At 56.9% G+C, this 18,224-nt stretch carries 14 protein-coding genes; 2 read left to right on the top strand and 12 right to left on the bottom strand.

Annotation, left to right across the window (positions count from 1 at the left end):
- Positions 1 to 143: 143 nt before the first annotated feature.
- From ACU6TU_RS15870 to purU, 7 genes are all read right to left on the bottom strand, one after another.
- On the bottom strand, positions 144 to 1,001 hold the full coding sequence (locus ACU6TU_RS15870; RefSeq protein ID WP_447142338.1) for an IclR family transcriptional regulator: 858 nt from the start codon (positions 999 to 1,001) through the stop codon (positions 144 to 146).
- A 99-nt stretch (positions 1,002 to 1,100) separates the two neighbouring features.
- Entirely contained in the window at positions 1,101 to 1,817 is a 717-nt protein-coding gene (locus ACU6TU_RS15865) for a hypothetical protein (RefSeq protein WP_447142337.1), read from the bottom strand.
- Positions 1,818 to 1,820: 3 nt separating this feature from the next.
- Positions 1,821 to 4,766, bottom strand: coding sequence for a 2Fe-2S iron-sulfur cluster-binding protein (locus ACU6TU_RS15860; RefSeq protein ID WP_447142336.1), 2,946 nt, complete (start codon positions 4,764 to 4,766; stop codon positions 1,821 to 1,823).
- The gene (locus ACU6TU_RS15855; RefSeq protein ID WP_447142335.1) at positions 4,763 to 5,053 is read right to left on the bottom strand and encodes a sarcosine oxidase subunit delta; all 291 of its coding nucleotides are present in this window, start codon (positions 5,051 to 5,053) and stop codon (positions 4,763 to 4,765) included. Before ACU6TU_RS15855 ends, ACU6TU_RS15860 begins: the two co-directional genes overlap by 4 nt.
- A 65-nt stretch (positions 5,054 to 5,118) precedes the next feature.
- On the bottom strand, positions 5,119 to 6,360 hold the full coding sequence (locus ACU6TU_RS15850; protein WP_447142334.1) for an FAD-dependent oxidoreductase: 1,242 nt from the start codon (positions 6,358 to 6,360) through the stop codon (positions 5,119 to 5,121).
- A 22-nt stretch (positions 6,361 to 6,382) separates the two neighbouring features.
- Positions 6,383 to 7,300: a bifunctional methylenetetrahydrofolate dehydrogenase/methenyltetrahydrofolate cyclohydrolase FolD gene (gene folD / locus ACU6TU_RS15845; RefSeq protein WP_447142333.1), complete on the bottom strand. Its 918-nt coding sequence runs from the start codon at positions 7,298 to 7,300 to the stop codon at positions 6,383 to 6,385.
- On the bottom strand, positions 7,297 to 8,163 hold the full coding sequence (gene purU, locus ACU6TU_RS15840; RefSeq protein ID WP_447142332.1) for a formyltetrahydrofolate deformylase: 867 nt from the start codon (positions 8,161 to 8,163) through the stop codon (positions 7,297 to 7,299). Before purU ends, folD begins: the two co-directional genes overlap by 4 nt.
- A 408-nt stretch (positions 8,164 to 8,571) precedes the next feature.
- Here purU and ACU6TU_RS15835 point away from each other — a divergent pair, with 408 nt between their 5' ends.
- The gene (locus ACU6TU_RS15835; RefSeq protein WP_447142331.1) at positions 8,572 to 9,228 is read left to right on the top strand and encodes a flavin reductase family protein; all 657 of its coding nucleotides are present in this window, start codon (positions 8,572 to 8,574) and stop codon (positions 9,226 to 9,228) included.
- Positions 9,229 to 9,274: 46 nt separating this feature from the next.
- Here the strand turns inward: ACU6TU_RS15835 and ACU6TU_RS15830 are convergent, their stop codons facing one another.
- A complete protein-coding gene (locus ACU6TU_RS15830; RefSeq protein ID WP_447142330.1) occupies positions 9,275 to 11,899 on the bottom strand; it encodes a sensor domain-containing protein in 2,625 nt (874 codons plus the stop codon).
- 272 nt (positions 11,900 to 12,171) lie between these two features.
- Here ACU6TU_RS15830 and ACU6TU_RS15825 point away from each other — a divergent pair, with 272 nt between their 5' ends.
- Positions 12,172 to 13,101, top strand: coding sequence for a LysR family transcriptional regulator (locus ACU6TU_RS15825; protein WP_447142329.1), 930 nt, complete (start codon positions 12,172 to 12,174; stop codon positions 13,099 to 13,101).
- A 1-nt stretch (position 13,102) separates the two neighbouring features.
- On the opposite strand, the gene ACU6TU_RS15820 is transcribed toward ACU6TU_RS15825, so the two are convergent.
- From ACU6TU_RS15820 to ACU6TU_RS15805, 4 genes are read right to left on the bottom strand one after another with little or no spacing between them, the layout of a single operon-like run.
- Entirely contained in the window at positions 13,103 to 14,653 is a 1,551-nt protein-coding gene (locus tag ACU6TU_RS15820; RefSeq protein ID WP_447142328.1) for an aldehyde dehydrogenase family protein, read from the bottom strand.
- Positions 14,650 to 15,564 carry an NAD(P)-dependent oxidoreductase gene (locus ACU6TU_RS15815; protein WP_447142327.1) on the bottom strand — a complete coding sequence of 305 codons (915 nt, stop codon included), beginning with the start codon at positions 15,562 to 15,564 and terminating at the stop codon, positions 14,650 to 14,652. The genes ACU6TU_RS15820 and ACU6TU_RS15815 overlap by 4 nt, the downstream gene beginning before the upstream one ends.
- Before the next feature lie 13 nt (positions 15,565 to 15,577).
- Positions 15,578 to 16,750 (bottom strand): amidohydrolase, encoded by a 1,173-nt coding sequence (locus ACU6TU_RS15810; protein WP_447142326.1) that lies wholly within the window; start codon positions 16,748 to 16,750, stop codon positions 15,578 to 15,580.
- A 25-nt stretch (positions 16,751 to 16,775) separates the two neighbouring features.
- A complete protein-coding gene (locus ACU6TU_RS15805; protein ID WP_447142325.1) occupies positions 16,776 to 18,077 on the bottom strand; it encodes a DUF3100 domain-containing protein in 1,302 nt (433 codons plus the stop codon).
- Positions 18,078 to 18,224 lie beyond the last annotated feature (147 nt).

Below are 18,224 nucleotides of genomic sequence, written 5' to 3'. Positions count from 1 at the left end.
TCCCAGAATGCAGTGCAGAAAACGGCGGATGATGCGATGGACGTCAGTCTAACATGCCGCTGAATCAAGAGGATGAATAAAGCGTTTCACCCATATCTGACGAAGCCAGAGGGCGCTGCGGTCGGTGGTCGAGGGTTGCTGGTTTAAATCCTGCTATTACCCAATTCAAAAGAGATACGTTCGGCTGTGGCCTTTAACTGTACTTTGAGGTCGTCGATATGGGCATCGCTGTTCATCATGGCGTCGGGGCCTGAGATATTGATCGCCGCGACAACCTGCCCCTGGTAGTCCTTGAGCCCGGTGGCGATGGCCGTGGCATGATCGGAGCGATGCATCACCCACCCGGTGTCACGGTCATTGGCAATCGTGTGTTTGAGTTCCGGCAATGTCCGCGGTGCGGGGGCAGGGTAGCCGTCCAGGCGCACGTGGTGGTAAAGCGCGTCGAGTTCGCTTTCATCCAGCGCAGTGAGGAGAACGCGCCCCATGGCGCAACTGTGGCAGGCGATACGGGTGCCCACCGGAATGTTCACCGACAGCCGCTGAGACGCAAACGAGCGGTAGATATACACCGCATCCTGGCCTTCTCGCACACTGAGGTGGCAGGACATGGATACCCGGTTGCGCAGGGCATTCAAATGCGGCATGACGATATCGACAATATCGCGGCTGGCCAGATAGCTGAAGCCGTGGGAGATCACCTGAGGGCCGAGTTGATAGGTATTCTTGGCCACTTTTTCGAGGTAGTGCATCTCGGTCAGGGTGGTCACAATACGGTAGATCGACGAGGTGCTGACCTCCAGCGCATCCGCAAAATCCTGAGTCGTCAGAATGCGCTGTTGGCTGTTGAACAACTCAAGGATTCTGAGACCCCGGTAAAGCGCGGGCACCGTATAATCGTTGTCTTTGCTGGAAGGTTTCGCCATACGTGATAAGGCCTTGCTGAAAGGGGTCGATGTATAACGGCCTGGGGTGGCAGGCACCGCCAGGCCATCAGAACGCATTATCCGTCAAGATGCCGTGTTCATAAATACCGTGCTCATAAATACCGCGTTGATAAACACCGCCTATTTATCAGGCGCCATGTTTCCTGCCAGTGCGTATCACTCGTTAAGCGCGTGTTGTAACGCCTTGATGCTCAGCGATTTTCCGCCGAATTCCTGCATGGCATCCAGAAGCACCGGCCAGAAATAACGGGCCGCGGCGCTATCGACGAGTAAATACAGGCAGGTAAGCTCCGTCTGGCTGGCGTTGATGACGATGGCATTGGCCCTTGCCACCGACGTCTGTGCGACCTGGCCGGGGGCGAAGGCCGCAGGGCTCAGGTCAACGCCACACAGTTTGGCCATGACGTTGCTCGCATGGGTTCCCGTCAGGGCCAGCCAGGCATGGGTATCCTGGCGAGGCAGGAGATAGACACCCGCCTGAATGGTTGGCCAGGTGGCTTCTTGTTGGCTGATCCGCTGTTCCTGGTCGTTGAGACTGCCAAGCAGCAGATACTCGCTGGCAGAAAGTCGGGCGACCATGCTGCCATCCGGCTGACGCGTCGCCTGGTTTGGCGCCTCAGGCAGCTGATAATCCTGTTCGTTAAGGAAGCTGGCGGCATGACTGCCGCGCACCCCAAGGCGGGCCAACGCTGATATATCCACCAGCGCACAATGCGCCGCTGCGGTGAGGTCAGCGTCAAGGGCTGTGTTGTCCCCGCCATCAACGGCATAGCCGTTCAGCGCCTGCCATCCCTCGGCACGGGCAGCGTCAGCCTGATGCAGGTGATAAAGCGGCGTACGTTTGGGCGTGAGTGTGTCGTTCAGGGTCGCCATGACTTACATCTCCTGTCGGCTGTTGTTGGCATCGTAGAAAGGCAGCTTGACGACCTCGGCGCTGACGTCAGTCCCCCCTTCGACGCGGATCGTGATCCGGCTGCCGGGGGTGGCCTTGTCCGCCCCGGCATAGGCCAGGCCGATAATGGCGTTCTGGGTGGTTGAATACTCACAGGACGTGACGTTGCCGGTGATATCCGTGCCGTCGAGCACCAGATGCCCTTCCAGCGGTTTGGCACTGTCGGCGGGCAGTTGAAAGCCGACAAGACGCCGCTTGGCGGGCTGTTTGTCGAGGATATCCACCGCACGGCGACCGACGAAAAACGGCTTCTTGCGGTTAACCGCCCAGCTCATGCCGATCTCGCCGGGATGGCTCATGCCGTCGGTGTCCTGGCCGATGATGACATGGCCCTTTTCAAGGCGCAGCAGGCGCTGTGCTTCTACACCGAAGGGGCGAATGCCAAATGCCTGACCGGCTTCCATCAGCAAATCCCACAGGTATTCGCCATGGCGCGCCGGCACGTGCAGCTCATAGCTCAGCTCACCCACAAACCCGGTACGCATCAGGCGAGCCGGTGCATCGCCAGCATAACCTTCGCGCAGTTCCAGGTAGGGAAGCGCCTGGGCGGAAAGGTCGACACCCGTGCATACGGTTTCCAGTACCTGGCGTGACAAGGGGCCGGCGATATTCACCGCAGCAAAGGCAGACGTGACATTGGCGATATCCACGTCAAGACGCCACTGCGCATTCCACTGCAGCATGCCTTGAAACACGCGGCCGACACCGCTGGTGGTGGCGGTTACGTAAAAATGATCGTCAGCGAGGCGACAGGAAACCCCGTCATCAATGACCACCCCCTGTTCGTTGGTCATGGCCGCGTAGCGCGTCCGCCCGACCGGCTGCTTGAGAAAGCCGAACGTAAAAATACGGTTGATGAATTCCGCTGCGTCTGGCCCGCGGATTTCAAGGCCACCCAGGGTCGAAACATCAATCAGACCAACCTGCTCGCGGACATGCCGGGCTTCTTCCTGCATGCACTGATGACGGTCAAGGCGGCCATCGGCGCTGGGATAAAACGCCGGGCGCTGCCAGTCACCGGCCGGCATCATGACGGCGCCCAGTTCCACGTGACGCTGTTGCATGGTAGTGACCCGGAAAGGGTCAAAGCTGCGCCCGGCAAGGTGCGCCAGGGTTTCGGCCGTAAACGGCGGGCGTGCGGTGGTCACCCCGGTTTCACTGACCGAACGCTGGGTGGCATCGGCCACCAGACGTGCGGTAGGAAGTGCCGAGTGGCGGCCTTGTGACGGCCCCATGCCAACGGTGGAGAAGCGCTTGACCAGCTGGACATCGCGGTAGCCGTGACGGGTGGCGTTGATGATATCGCGGATCTGCAGGTCTTCGTCAAAGTCGACGAATTCCTTGCCTTTGGGGTGGGCAAAAATCGGCCAGGGGAAGTTTACCTGCCTGACGGGCTGCCCGGTGGGAGATACGTCGGGCGTTGGCAAGCCAAGATTCAAAAGCGCCTGAGCGGCGGCGTAGGCACCGTCCTGCAGTACCTGGTCAAGGTCGTGTAAACCGTTGACCGAGCCTGCCACATGCAGGTGTTCCGGCAGATTGGAAAGCGAAAATTCGGCAACATCGTCGTTGTAGGTCAGCTTGCCGCCAGCCTGACACAGCAGCTGATACACGGGCATGTAGCCTGCGCTCATGCACAGCAGGTCGCAGTCCAGGGTTACGCTGTCTTTGCCCACTTCACCGCGTTGGGTAATGCGGCGGATATCAACACCGTTAACGCGGTGCATTTTCTTGTCGCACAGCGCTTCGAAAACGGTGTGCTCCAGATGCAGGGAGATACCGCGCTGCTGAATTGCCTGGCGTAGCTGGCTGTCGGTTGGCCCAGCGCGCATATCCACCAGGGCCGCCACGTCAACGCCCTGGTCATGCAGGTCGAGGGCTGCCAGATAGCCGTCATCATTGCCGGTTAACACAACGGCCCGCTTGCCTGGGCGCACCGCATAATGGCGCATCAGGCGTTGTGCGGCACTGGCCAGCATGACGCCCGGCAAATCGTTGTTGCGGAAGATGACCGGCTGATCAAAGGCCCCGGCGGTGACGACGCATTCCTTGGCGCGCACCTTGTACATCCGCTTGCCTTGAATGACCGGCAGATAGTTGTCAGTGAACCAGCCGTTGCAGGTGGCGTTGCAAAGCACCTGGATATTGGCGTGTGCTTCCACGGCAGGCACCAGTTCGTCGCGCAACGCCGTGCCGCGCTCACCCTGTTCATCAAAGCGGGCGTAGGTCAGCGCGCCACCCAGCAAGGGTTCCTGCTCAACCAGCAATACCTGGGCGCCGCCGTCTGCGGCCGTCAAGGCGGCTTTAAGCCCGGCGGGGCCACTGCCCACCACGACCACGTCTTTGAACAGGTAGGCCTTGTCGTGATAATCACCCGTTGCCTTGAGGTCAAAGCGACCCAGCCCTGCTTTCTTGCGAATCAGGGGTTCCCAATACTTCCAGACCCCCTTGGGTTTGTAAAAAGAACGGTAATAGAATCCCACCGGCATGAACTTCGAAAACTTGCCCAGTTTCATGTCGCTGTCGCGATCCAGGCTACCGTTGTAGTTCTGCCCCATAACGCTCAAGTCATCATGGATGGGGTAGGTGTCCGCTAGAACATTCGGCTCATCGGGGAGTTGCACCAGCGTATTGGCATCTTGCCCGGCCATGGTCAAGGGGCCGCGCGGGCGGTGGTACTTGAACGAGCGAGACAGCAGGTAACGGCCATTGGCCGCCAGCGTACTGGCAATGGAGTCTCCGCAAAAACCGTGATGGGTCTGCCCTTCAAATGTCATGCTGATGGGCTGTTGACGGTCAATATAGAGCCCCATTGGGTCGGGAAGGCGGTTATCCCTCGTCTGTGCATTGCCTGACGGTTGAGCGCGGTTCATTGGGGTGTCTCCTCAGAGGAAAACTCGACACGTTCCTGGAATACTTCCCTGGGGTCGAACGTACGCAGTATTTCATCGGTAACGGTATGGCGTTCGGCAAGGAACCAGTAACTGGAGGCGACGTGCATCCACCACTCGGTAATAACACCGGCGGTGTTGTCGCTATAAAACACATAGTGGGCCCATTCCCGGTCGCTGCATTGACCGGGCATCGGTTTGAGTTCCCCGCCATAGATGAATTCGCTGATATTGCGTGGCCCGTTGAGTGGGCAGTTCATGACTTTCATTGAGCGTGCCTTCACATAGTCGCTTAGACGGTGGCTGAGACGGTGGCTGACATAAACGGCTGACGTTAATGACTGGCCGCTGTCGCGCCCATTTCATTGACTTGCTGGAAATTGGCAAACCGTTCCAGGCGGAATGGCTGAATCAGCTCAGGCACTTTTCCGCCGTTGGCCACCAGCTCTGCCATGGTCTTGCCGCAGATCGGCGTTGACTTGAAGCCCCAGGTGCCCCAGCCAGCGTCCAGGTAGTAATTTTCAACCGGGCTTTCCCCCATGATGGGGCTGTAATCCGGGGTCATATCGGTAATCCCGCCCCATTGGCGCATCAATTTGGCCTTGGCCAGAAACGGGAACATCTCGATACCACTGGCAATCAGGCTTTCCTTCATTTCCAGCGTAGAGCGCGTGTTATACAGCGGGTAGGGGTCGGAGCCGCCCCCGAACACCACTTCGCCACGGCTGGTCTGCTGAACATAGCAATGCAGGGCGGAAGAGCTGACCAGCGGGTCCAGGAAGGGTTTGACCGGCTGGGTGACCATCGCCTGAAGCGGGTAGCTGATGATGGGAAGGCGGAAACCGGCTTTTTTGGCCAGGATCGAGCTGTGCCCGGCAACCGCTTGCACGGCGCAACCGCATTGGATGGTGCCGCGATTGGTCTTCACGCCGGTAATGCGCCCGCCCTCAATGATCAGCTCCTGCACTTCGGTTAGCTGATGAATTTCAACGCCACGCTTGGCGGCTTCCTTGGCATAGCCCCAGGCCACGGCATCATGGCGCGCTGTGGCGCCGTCGCGATGCCACAAACCGGCCAGAACCGGCAAGTGCCCCGGGTCGAGGTTAAGCGTTGGCACCAGCTCGCTGATCTGCTGACGGTCGATCATTTCGGTGCGTCCGCCGAAATGCTTGTTGACCTCTGCGCGCTGGCGGAAGGCGCGCACCGTGGCATCGGTATGTGCCAGGGTTAACTGACCGCGCTCGGAATACATGATATTGAAGTCAAATTCGTTCGAGAGGTTCTGGAACAGCTTGACCGATTCGCTATAGAACTTGACCCCTTCCGAGGTCAGGTAGTTGGAGCGGATAACGGCGGTATTGCGCGCCGTGTTGCCACCCCCAAGATAAGCCTTTTCAAGCACGGCCACCTTGGTGATGTTGTGGTATTTGGCCAGATAATAGGCGATGGCCAGCCCGTGGCCGCCGCCACCGATAATCACCACATCGTAGGAGGGCTTGAGCTCTTTGGGAGGAGGCAAGTCCACTTCGACGGGATACTCCGAGGACAAACCGTATTTCAATAATCCAAAAGGCATGACAACGCCCTCCTGTGGTATATCAGATAAGTGCTGGCTGAGCCGCTTTGTGGTGTTGCTGAAGCCGGGTGGCGACCACCGTGTTCTGCATCAGATACGCGATGGTCATCGGGCCGACGCCGCCGGGTACCGGGGTGATCGCGCTGGCCACCTGGCTGGCGCTGGCAAAGTCCACATCCCCGACAAGGCGGGTCTTTTTCTCGCCGTTGACCGACGCTTCAATGCGGTTAATGCCCACATCAATCACCACCGCGCCGGGCTTGAGCCAGTCGGCATTGATCATCTTCGGACGACCGACCGCTGCAATGAGAATATCCGCCTGGCGCGCGATGGCTTCGGTGTTGACACTGCGAGAATGCAGCATCGTGACTGAGCAGTTGGCCTGGAGCAGCAGGGCTGCCATGGGCTTGCCGACGATATTGGAACGCCCGACAACCACGGCATGCTTGCCGCTCAGGTCGCCGCAGGTTTCCTGCAGAAGACGCAGACAGCCGGTAGGCGTGCAGGGAGCCAGCACGTCAGCGCCCTGTGCCAGCCCTCCCACGTTTTCACGATGAAACCCGTCGACGTCCTTGAGCGGCGAGATCGCCTGAATCACGGCGTCCTCGCTGATGGTGTCGGGAAGCGGCAGCTGAACCAGGATGCCGTTGATGTCAGGGTCCTGGTTAAGCTTGTCGATCAGTGCCAGCAGTTCGGCCTGGGTCAGGGAGGGATCAAAGCGGTACTCAAGCGAACGGATCCCGACCGCTTCGGCTTTACGGATTTTGTTGCGCACATATACCTGGCTGGCAGGGTCTTCACCGATCAACACGACAGCAAGGCCCGGTGTGATGCCTTCGGCTTCCAGTTGCGCCACGCTGTCGGCCACTTCAACCAGTACCCGCTCGGCCCAGGCCTTGCCGTCAATCAAGGCGGCAGATGTCTGCGTTGTGAGGGTCATTGGAAAATCACCGTTTTGTTCTGATCAAGGAAAATACGGTGTTCCAGGTGATACTTGACCGCACGGGAAAGTGCGATGGTTTCCGTGTTACGTCCCACGGCGACCAGGTCTTCAGGGCGATAGGTATGATTAACGCGCTGAACTTCCTGATCAATGATCGGGCCTTCATCAAGGTCAGACGTAACATAGTGCGCGGTGGCACCAATCAGTTTGACGCCTCGGGTATGTGCCTGATGGTAAGGCTTGGCCCCCTTGAACCCCGGCAGGAAAGAGTGGTGAATATTGATGGCACGCCCGGCCAGCTGGCGGCAAAGGTTGTCAGACAGAATCTGCATATAACGCGCCAGCACGACAAGTTCGGTACCGGTCTCTTCGATGATATCCATCAGCGCGGCTTCCTGCTTGGCCTTGGTCTCTTTGGTGACCGGCAGGTAGACAAAGCGAATGCCTTCGCGCTCGGCCATGGGGCGAAGGTCGCGATGGTTCGAGACGATGGCAGTGATTTCCATATCCAGCTCGCCTTGCGCCTGGCGATACATCAAATCGCTCAGGCAGTGATCGAACTTGCTGACCATCAGTAAAACGCGCATGGGTTTGGAGCTGCTGTAAATCTGCCACTCCATCTCAAAGTCCTTTGCGATGTCGGCAAATTCATCACGCAATGTCTCGATATCCGCACTCACACCTTCATTGAAGCGAAACCTGGCACGCAGAAAGAAGTTTTGCAGCTCTTCATCATCGTATTGGGCCAGTTCACTGATATAGCAGTCATGCTCGCTCAAAAACGATGTCACCGCCGAGATGATGCCGGATGTAGCGGGGCAAGAAACGCAGATGATGTAACTGTCACCAGAAACCTTCATTTTATTTCCTATATAAATTTTAATGTTTAAATATAAATAAAAAACAGGAATTTTATGTATTTAGAGGAAAAAATATCGCTATGTAATATATTGACTTCATATTTGGCTTTTGTCGATATGAGGTTTCCCTTTTTTTGATTGTCTTATATCGTTTTGGTTATAAGCGGCTGTTATATTGTGTGTTTCCTGTTCGGCATGGGGTTGATCAATCCGCTGGGAACGGTGATCGCGTTGCAGACTTTCAAACGGATGGAGCGCACTCTATGGCGGCACTTTGCCGGTTGACCGGCGCACGGAGACAAACATGATCCCCCTGACTCACAGCATTCTTGATACCGCAGTTGTCGTGGTCGCGACTTGCGACGCCGTCACCGCGAAGGGCACACGTACACTGAAAAGGTCCATACAATGAGCGTTCAAGACTTTCACTACTACGAGCCTGCCAAGGGCCACGGGCTGAGCCATAACCCGTTCAATGCGCTGGTGGCCCCGCGGCCCATCGGCTGGATTTCGTCACGCGATGCACAGGGGCGGGCCAACCTCGCGCCCTACAGCTTCTTCAACGCGTTCAATTACGATCCACCTATCATCGGCTTTTCTTCGATCGCCTGGAAAGACAGCGTTAAAAACGCATCGGAAACCCGCGAGTTCACCTGGAACCTGGTCACCCGCGAACTGGGGGATCAGATGAACCTGACCTCGGCACCGCTTCCGCATGGCGAAGACGAGTTTTCGTTTGCCGGCCTCACGGCCGTGGCGGGTCGCAAGGTTAACGTCCCGCGAGTGGGCGAAAGCCGCGTGGCGATGGAATGCAAGGTGATCGACATCGTGCAGTTTCGAAACATCGAAGGCGAAAAGGTAGGGGGCTGGCTTGTGCTGGGCGAGGTGGTGGCCGTGTACATCGACAAGACACTTCTGAAGGATGGCGTTTATCAGACAGCCGAGGCCTTTCCGATCATGCGTTCCGGCGGAAAGAGGGATTATGTACAGGTTTCGCCAGACAATGTCTTTCAGATCTCACGGCCCACGGGCGCCGGCAGCCCGTCGTCATACGGCAAGGGATAGCAACATCCGAAAAAACTCCACACGAACCGATTTAAGGCAATGGCGATTACATCGGTCGATTAGCTCGAAGGTATTCCTCACAGTCCTCGGCCAAAAGCGGCTTAGCGTATAAAAAACCTTGCCCTGCGTCACAACCCAACGCTTGGAGGTGAGCCTCTTGCTCTTTGGTTTCAATTCCTTCGGCCAGGACAACCAGCCCCAGACTGTGTCCCATCTGGATAATCGCGTTAGTAATCGCTCCACTCTGCGGGTCGTTCAGCAGCCCCTGAGTAAATGATTGATCTATCTTTAAGCGGTGGAGTGGAAGATGCATCAAGTAATTCAGGCTTGAATAGCCAGTCCCAAAGTCGTCTATGGCGAGAGTGACGCCTAATTCACGAAGCGTATTGAGCTTATGCAGAACCTGGTCAATGCCCTGCATGACAACACCTTCCGTCACCTCCAGTTCCAGTAAACCGGGCTGTAAACCTGTGCGAGAAAGTACCTCGCTTATATGGTGACAAAAATTAACCTGACGGAATTGATGCGCTGAAATATTGACGGCAATAGAGCCATTGGTTAAACCCTGAGATACCCAGTAAGCGTGCTGGTGACAGGCCGCTTCCAGCACCCAGTTGCCAATGGGGGCAATTAGGCCGCAATTTTCTGCGATTGGAATAAACTGGCTTGGGGGAATAAGCCCGCGAGAAGGGTGCCGCCATCGAACTAATGCCTCCATACCGAGAACATGGCCAGTACCGAGATCACGTTGAGGCTGATACATTAAAAACAGCTCGTTACGTTCGATAGCACGATGTAAATCGCTTTCAAGGGTTAAGCGTTCCAGCGCCTGCATGTTCATTTCAGGGGCATAAAACTGATACCGATTACGCCCCAACTGCTTTGCAACATACATGGCTGCATCAGCATTTCGCATCAGGGTTTCAGCATTTTCCCCATCGTGTGGGAAACATGCTATTCCAATACTGATACCCAGGATAATTTCAGTCTCTTCCAGAATAAAGGGAGAGGTAATGACAGCGAGAAGTTTTTCTGCAATAAGAGCGGCATCCTGTTCATTCTTAATGCCGGTTAACGCCACAATAAACTCATCGCCCCCTTGTCGGCTTACGGTGTCTTCGGTGCGAACACAATTCGTTAGCCGCTTTGCAACTTCCTGAAGTAACTGGTCGCCCATGGCATGCCCGAAAACGTCATTTACATGCTTGAACAAATCCAGGTCTAGAAAAAGTAGCGCGACTTGCTGGTTATGTCGGTGGGCATACGAAAGAGCTACGGTGAGTCGATCGGTTAGAAGTGAACGATTTGGCAAATCTGTGAGCGGATCATGCAAAGCCATGTGGCTAAGCTGTTCATTTATCCGGTGGTGTTCGGCCGCAGCACTCAGGATGTTGGCAACGCCTTCCAGGAAACTGGCGTCATCAGAGGAGAAGTGGCGAATCGTAGCGGAATAGGCGCCCAGCACGCCGACAGGCTTTTTCAATCCTCCAACTAACACATCGACACCGCTGACAATGCCATGGGAAGTGAGTAACTCAGACCGGATAAACCGTGACTCTTCACGGTAATCATCAATGATGAGGGGGTCGTGTGAGTCAAAGGCACGATACGCATGCGTTTGTTTTTGGGGGTCTATCATCTGTTGGCCGACCCAACCTGGTTTCCAGCCGATACCTGCTTTCAAGATCAACGATTCATGCGTTTCTTCCAAAAGCAGGATGTTGCTAAACGTCACACCCAAGCCCTGAGCAATTGTCGACACCGCTTCCTCATAAACCTCGTCAAGGCTTGCGGCAGACAACGCAAGCCGACCAAGAGCCGCGACCAGTAATTGTTGATATGCCCTTGTCTGTAGTGCTAGTTCAGCGTGTTTCCGATCAGAAATATCCTGGATCGTGCCAAAAAAGCCGGTGACTTCACCACGATCATTTTTTCTTGGCACGGCGACGACTTGAACATACGTTTCTTTGTCGCTATCTACCTTTGTACGGAGATCAAACTTTTGCATTAGTCCTGATGTAGCGCCCGCCCCCATCATTTTTTTAAAAACAACAACACTTTCAGCATCGAAAAGCATTGTGCTTTCGTGGAAGGTTTGGGGCGGGCCTAGACGGGAGTCTCTCCCCAATAGTTGATAGACGACGGGTGACCAGGTGGTTTTTTCGGTAACAGAGTTATATTCCCAATCCCCGATTTTACCAATGCGTTGGGCCTTATCTAAACGCTCTTGGGTGCGTTTCAGGTCGTCAATATCCGTGCATGTGCCGAACCACTTTACGATATTGCCCTCAGCATCGCGCACGGGTACGGCTCTGCCGAGCATCCAGTGATAAACCCCATCCCACCGACGTAGCCGGTATTCAATCTCATAGGGTTCGCCGCTGCTCGTTGCTTTAAGCCACCGTTCAGCCGCAAAGTCTCGATCTTCAGGGTGGAAGGGTGGATTCCAGCCAAATCCAAGGCTTTCTTCAAGCGTCAACCCGGTATAATCCAGCCAGGATTGATTAAAGTCGATATGCCAGCCGTCGGGGCGAGTCACCCAGACAATTTGTGGCATGGTTTCGACCAAGGTTCTAAATTCCGCCTCGCTCGTGCGCAATGCAGCCTGGATTCGGTTTAGCTCTGTATCATCATCGGCCGTTCCCTGCCCGGGTAGTCGGTCGTTAAACATACGGCTGTTTAACCATTCTCATTGCCTTTAATAGTTAACTCTGGTGAAACATACTGCACCAAAGTAAGGTGAAAAACACCATAGTATGACGACTCCATACATAACTAAGTTTAGAAAAAAAATGGGTTTGTTCGGTAACCAGAACACGGTTTTTAAACCCGCTGCACCACCGTGGTCGCATACGGATCCTTTTGAATAAAGGCGGCGGGTTATCTAACTCCCGCGAATGTAAACTCTGACGTCTTCAGCAGATTGGCCACAAGGGGGTGGTGATGGAAATCCCGCATCAGCGGTTGATTTACTTCCAATTAACGGTTGAGACCGGTTCAATCAGGGCGGCGGCATCGCGGTTGGGCATCGCAGCCTCGGCGGTGAGCCGTCAGATTGGCCTGCTGGAAACCGCACTGGATGCCACGCTGCTGGAACGGCGAAGGGATGGCGTACGCCCAACGCCGGTAGGCGATATGCTGCTTGATTATTGCCAGAGCCGTGCATTGCTTGACCGCCAGTTCAGTGATGATCTCGATGCTTATCAGCGCCTCGAAACCGGGCAGATCACGCTGTCTATTGGTGAAGGCTTTGTCGGTGATGTGATCGATCATCCGCTGCGTGAGTTCACCGAGGCGCATCGTGGTGTGCGTCTGGAAGTGGATACTGGCAGTACCCAGGAAATTATAGCGTCAGTGGTCAATGATGAGGCCCATATTGGCTTGATGTATCACGAGCAGGTACACCCGCATCTGCGTTTCTGGTGCTCAACGCGTCAGCCGCTGGTGCTGCTGATGTCACCTTGTCATACCCTGGCGAGAGATAGTGAGCCGCTGACGATTGAGCAGTTGGCGGCACATCCCATGGCGCTTTGGCACCCAGGGCATGGGGTTCGGTCACTGGTCGATTCGGCGTTTCGTGAGGCGGGTTACCGGCCTGTGGTCGGTATTCAGACGGGGTCGCTGGAAGTACTCAAGCATTCTGCCCGCGCGTCGCTTTGCGTCACCTTATTGCCGCGCTTTGCTGCTGCCAAGGAGCTGGAGGATGGCTCCCTGGTGGCGCGGCATGTCGTCGGGCGACGCTTTAGTGAAGCGAATGCCCATATGGTGACACGCGTTGGCCGACGTATGCCGCGGGCATCACTGCAGCTGCTTCGCCACCTCCAGCGTTGGATGAGTGCATTTCGCTGCGATGAACCGTGCGCCAAGGGTTAATCTAAGCGTTTCCGTATCCTATGGCAGCACTCGCCTCAGGGGCGGTTTCCACCCAGACACTGCGCGTTGTTGTGTATTCACGCAGCCCATCCAGCCCGCTGGACCGGCCATAGCCACTGTTGCCAAAGCCGCCGAAGGGCGACATCACATTGATGCTTTTGTAGCCGTTGACCCACACCGTGCCAGCACGCAACTGGTGGGCGACCCGCAGGGCCTTGCCAGTGTCCTGGCTCCATACGGCGGCAGCCAGCCCAAAGGCGGTGCCGTTGGCCAGTTCGATCGCTTCCTGTTCATCTGCGAAGGTCATCACTACCAGCACAGGGCCGAACACCTCTTCCTGGGCGATGGCCATATCAGGGCGCACCTTGGTGAGAATAGTGGGGGCAAGAAAGTTGCCTTGAGCGGTGTCATCCGGCAAACCATCAGGGGCGCTCCCCCCGGTCAGCAGCTCGGCGCCTTCGGCCAGGGCGGCGTCAATAAGCTGGCGAACGCGCTGGTACTGGGGAGCATTCTGTAGTGGCCCCATGCGTGTGTTGTCGTCCCCCGGCAGGCCAACCTCAATGGTTGAGGCAGCACTGGCCAGGCGTTGGCAGAAGGCGTCTTCCAGATCCTGTTGCAGCAGCAGTCGAGAGCCTGCCACGCAACTTTGCCCTGCAGCGGCAAAGATGGCTGCCTGGGCCCCGGCAACGGCATCTTTCAGCATGGCATCGTTAAAGACGATATTGGCAGATTTACCGCCCAGCTCCAGCACGCTGGGGACGAGACGGCGTGCCCCGGCTTCAGCGATCAAGCGGCCGGTCTCGGGGGAGCCGACGAACACCAGTTTTGCGATGTCCGGATGCCCGGTCAAAGCGCTGCCGGTGGTCTGGCCAAGGCCGTTGACAATGCCAATAAGCCCTGGCGGAAAGCTTCCACTGCGCTCCAGCAGCATGGCCAGTAACACCGAGGTTAGCGGGGTAAGCTCGGAGGGTTTGAGTACCGCCGCATTACCGGCGGCCAATGCCGGTGCGAGTTGCCAGCCGCAGGTAAACATCGGTGCATTCCAGGGGGTGATCTGGCCGACGACGCCATAGGGCACGCGCTGCACATAATTGAGATGAGAGCTGGGCACGTCGATGACCTCGCCGTGCTGTTTGTCACACCAGCCAGCGTAATATTCGAACATTTCGCGGACTTTACCGACCTCGCCGCGACAGTCGCGAATAGGCTTTCCGGCAATCAGGCTCTCCAGCCTGGCCAGGTTTTCCTCATGGCCTTCCAACCCGCGTGAGGCGGCATACATACGCCGACCTCGTTCACTGGCGCTGAGCGATAGCCACGCTTGTTGGGCCGTCTTGCCCGCTTCAACGGCGCGCTTGACCAGGGCGCCACCGGCGTCCTGATAGTGCAACAGCGGCTGATTAGTGACCGGGTCCTGCAGGGTAATGGTGTCGCCTTCCCCTGCCAGTAGCTGGCCTGACACCCAGTTACTGCGTGGCTTCTGGGGGTTCATCTCGTAGACATCAAGAAGCTTGGCCAGTTGGTCGCGTGCCTGTTGGTTGAGATCGTTCATGCTGGCTTTTCCCCTGGGCGAGTAGCGTCGAGCAGATGCTGGGTAATCCGGTTGAAGTCGGCGGTATCTTCGAGGCCTAGATCTTCGTTGTGCCAGGCATCACGGATGTTGTCGAGCAAGCCGTGATCGAGACCAAGCGTGTGTGCGGTCTGGTGGGCGAGGCGCAGGTCCTTGCGCATCAGGCCCAGACTAAAGCCGGAATCAAAGTGCTGGTTAAGAATCCAGCGGGGGAAATTGATTTCGCTGACGGCGCTGCGACCAGAGCCGCTATTGATCCCCTGAAGGCAGGCGGCGGGGTCAACGCCCGCCCGCTGCGCCATGGCGACGGCCTCAGCTGTAGTCAGCAAATGGGCCGCGCACAGATAGTTATTAGCGAGCTTGACCACATGGCCGCTGCCCGCTTCGCCGACATGAGTGATCGTCTTGGTCATGGCCTCCAGCATTGGGCGGGCATGCTCCAGCGTCTGAGGCTCTCCGCCGATTAGCATGCCGAGCTGCCCGGCATGCGCGCCACTTGGGCCGCCGCTGACCGGAGCATCCAGCCACTTAAGCCCCGCGGCAATGACCTTGGCAGCAAGCTGGCGCGATTCGACAGGGTCGCTGGTAGAAGCATCGATGATCAGGCTCCCTTGCGGCGCCTTGCTAAGAAGGCCAGGTGTGTTTTCGAGGACGTCTCTGACATGGGCGGACGTGGGTAGCGACAGCAGATAGACATCGCTTGCGTTAAGGGGCTCATTCAGGGACGTTTTCAAGGACTCGGGCGACATGGTGGTAATGCCTTCTTCACCAAGCAGAGTGCAAGCGTCAGGGTTGATATCGGTGCCTTGCACCTCGAAGCCAGCGTTGTGCAGGGTCAGCGCCATACCGCGCCCCATGTTACCCAAGCCGATGACGGTAACGGATTTGATCACGTCGGTCTCCTTGTTATGAATTGTCATGAGGGTGGGCCAGAAGCGTCTGGACCAGCTGGACCCAGTAGCTCACACCAATGGGAGAAAGGGCGTCGTTGAAGTCGTAGTGAGGGTTGTGCAAGGCGGCGCTATTTTCGCCGTTACCCAGCCAGATGTAGGCCCCTGGGCATTCGCACAGCATAAATGCGAAGTCTTCCGACGCCATGCTCGGCGGCTGGTCACGGTGGACATGAGTGATATGCGGCATGGCCTCAAGGACTTCAGCACAGCGCTGGGCGTGTTCAGGTGTGTTAAACGTTGCCGGATAACGTGGCTGGTAGTCGAGGTCGGCGTCCAGTTCATGAAACTGTGCCAACGCCGCGACGGCCTGTTTGAAGCGCTCAGCCAGATGCTTGCGCAGCGGTTCATCGAAGCAGCGCAGTGTGCCACGCAGTTCCAGGCTCTCCGGGATAACATTAAAGGCATCACCGGCATGGATCTGAGTAACGCTGAGAACCGCTGTCTGGTGCGCAGACGTTTCCCGGCTGATCAATCCCTGCAGTTGGGTCACCAGTTGTGATGCCGCCAGGATGACATCGGTGCCAAGGTGCGGCATGGCCGCGTGGCAACCGTTCCCTTTGAGGGTCAAGGTAAACACATCAAAGGCGGCCATCACGGCAGTGTCATGCACAGCGGCTTCACCGACGGCAAGCCCTGGCCAGTTGTGAACGCCATAGATGGCCTGCATGGGGAAGCGCTCAAACAGGCCTTCCTCCACCATCATGCGTCCGCCGCCTTCGCTCTCCTCGGCGGGCTGAAAGATAAAATGGACGCGACCAGCGAAATCTGGCTGGGAGGCGAGTTGGCAGGCAGCGCCCAGCAACATGGTGGTGTGGCCGTCATGGCCACACGCATGCATCTTGCCGGGAATGCTGGACGCATGGGCCGAGTCACTGATCTCCTGTATATCCAGAGCGTCAATGTCTGCGCGCAGGCCGATGCTGGGCCCTTCTCCCAGATTGCCATCAAGGGTGGCGACGACCCCCGTGCCGCCGCCCAGGCCGGTCGTTACCTCAAGTCCGGCGTCACGCAGGATCTCAGTGATCCTGCGGCTTGTCCGGTGCTCCTCGAAAGCAGTTTCCGGGTGTTGGTGAAAGTCGTGACGCCACTGGCGCAACGTTTCGAGATTGGGCTTAACGTCTGTCATGGCATGAGTCCTCATTGGCGATGGCTCACAGCAGAAGGTTGGCGATCAATGCCGACGAGATGAAGGTGCCGGTGAACACCAGCAGCGCCAGGATTACCAGCTTCCAGCCAGCATGACGGAACATTTTCAGCTCACGGCTGGTCAGCGCAAGGCCTGCATAGGCGAGTACCGGTGTCACAATGGCCAGGAAGTTGACCGCGCCCAGTTGCTCGACCAGCCAGCCATTGCCAGGGAACCAGGGCAGGGTGAAAATGATACTGACCAGCGATACCCAGGCAACGCCCGGGAGATAAAACGGTGCAAAGCGAGTGACGACCAGGCCGATCATGGTCATGGCATACAGAATCAACATGCCTGGCAGAGCTTCGATCAGGCCAGCGCCATTAATCGTGTTGGCAACCCAGGCCACGGCACAGGCAGCGGCCATGACAATCGCGGTCTTACCGAGGTTCTGCTCGGGGCGTGGTTCGGTGGGAATATCGTCGTCATCCGCGATATCAGCAGTGTTGACCTGTGCACCGACTGGCTTTGCCGAGCGCTTGCCAGTCAGCAGGGTGTAAAGCTTTTCCGCAATGGGCAGTGCCACAAAAAGCGTCAGATACAGACCGGTTGCATAAGTCATCAGGTTGCTGGCGCCCGAGAAGGCAAGGAGCTCCTCGCGCATTTCCGGCAGCGTTTCAGCAATGGCGGCAGAGCAGGCAGCCACCATGCTTCCGCTGCCGACGCCACAAGCCATTGCCAAGGCGCGCGGGTCGAAAATATCCAGCGATGTCAGGTAGCCAGCCATCAGTGCAAACCACAAGGTACCGAACATGGTGCCGACGACATAGGTGCCCATCACGCCGATGCCTTCTGGTCCTTTAAGACCATACTTGTCAGAAATCACGGCAATATTGGGTTCGCGGGCAATCGAGTAGGTAGCGCCGATAGCCTCACGTCCCATCTTGAACACCAGCACGGCAACCGGTAAAGCGATCAACATGGTACCGAGATTACCAAGCTCCTGGAGAACCAGGGCAGGGCCAGCTTCGATTAAATCCTGAATGGCAGGTCCAATGGTAGAACCAAAGCGGGCGATAAAGGGCATGATTGAGAGCAGGATAAGAGGGCCTGCCGCCTCACTGATGCGCGCCGGAAAGATCTTGCCCGCTGTGCGCGTTACGTTAGGGTTGAGAATCACGCCGATAACAAAGGCATAAAAGAGAGGCAGCAGCAGTAAGGTGCCAGGCCCCATCGGGATTTGCCGAATACCAATGAATTCAGAAAGCAAGGAGATAGCGATGACCAGCGCATGCAGGCGCCAGTCGAGCAGCGTTGATAGAGGCATGGTTTGTCCTTTCGAGTCTGATTGTGATTGTTGGTATGCCTGCGATGTACGCTATTGAGTATTGTGAAGCCCCCTGAGCTAATGAAAGCCAGCAGGTGTTCTTATTTTTAGATCATGGAGGCGTCGGGACGAACAAAGGGCAGGGTA

Source organism: Halomonas sp. LS-001 (assembly GCF_052983955.1).
The sequence above is the reverse complement of the archived record's forward strand: the minus strand, read 5'-3'. Positions and strand labels throughout refer to the sequence as shown.

Coding starts and splice junctions, on each gene's coding strand:
- ACU6TU_RS15855 (WP_447142335.1), bottom strand. CDS start 5,053: ATGAAAGTCATGAACTGCCCACTCAACGGGCCACGCAATATCAGCGAA.
- ACU6TU_RS15825 (WP_447142329.1), top strand. CDS start 12,172: ATGGAAATCCCGCATCAGCGGTTGATTTACTTCCAATTAACGGTTGAG.
- ACU6TU_RS15870 (WP_447142338.1), bottom strand. CDS start 1,001: ATGCGTTCTGATGGCCTGGCGGTGCCTGCCACCCCAGGCCGTTATACA.
- ACU6TU_RS15810 (WP_447142326.1), bottom strand. CDS start 16,750: ATGACAGACGTTAAGCCCAATCTCGAAACGTTGCGCCAGTGGCGTCAC.
- ACU6TU_RS15860 (WP_447142336.1), bottom strand. CDS start 4,766: ATGAACCGCGCTCAACCGTCAGGCAATGCACAGACGAGGGATAACCGC.
- ACU6TU_RS15830 (WP_447142330.1), bottom strand. CDS start 11,899: ATGTTTAACGACCGACTACCCGGGCAGGGAACGGCCGATGATGATACA.
- folD (WP_447142333.1), bottom strand. CDS start 7,300: ATGACCCTCACAACGCAGACATCTGCCGCCTTGATTGACGGCAAGGCC.
- ACU6TU_RS15865 (WP_447142337.1), bottom strand. CDS start 1,817: ATGGCGACCCTGAACGACACACTCACGCCCAAACGTACGCCGCTTTAT.
- ACU6TU_RS15835 (WP_447142331.1), top strand. CDS start 8,572: ATGAGCGTTCAAGACTTTCACTACTACGAGCCTGCCAAGGGCCACGGG.
- ACU6TU_RS15805 (WP_447142325.1), bottom strand. CDS start 18,077: ATGCCTCTATCAACGCTGCTCGACTGGCGCCTGCATGCGCTGGTCATC.
- ACU6TU_RS15820 (WP_447142328.1), bottom strand. CDS start 14,653: ATGAACGATCTCAACCAACAGGCACGCGACCAACTGGCCAAGCTTCTT.
- ACU6TU_RS15850 (WP_447142334.1), bottom strand. CDS start 6,360: ATGCCTTTTGGATTATTGAAATACGGTTTGTCCTCGGAGTATCCCGTC.
- purU (WP_447142332.1), bottom strand. CDS start 8,163: ATGAAGGTTTCTGGTGACAGTTACATCATCTGCGTTTCTTGCCCCGCT.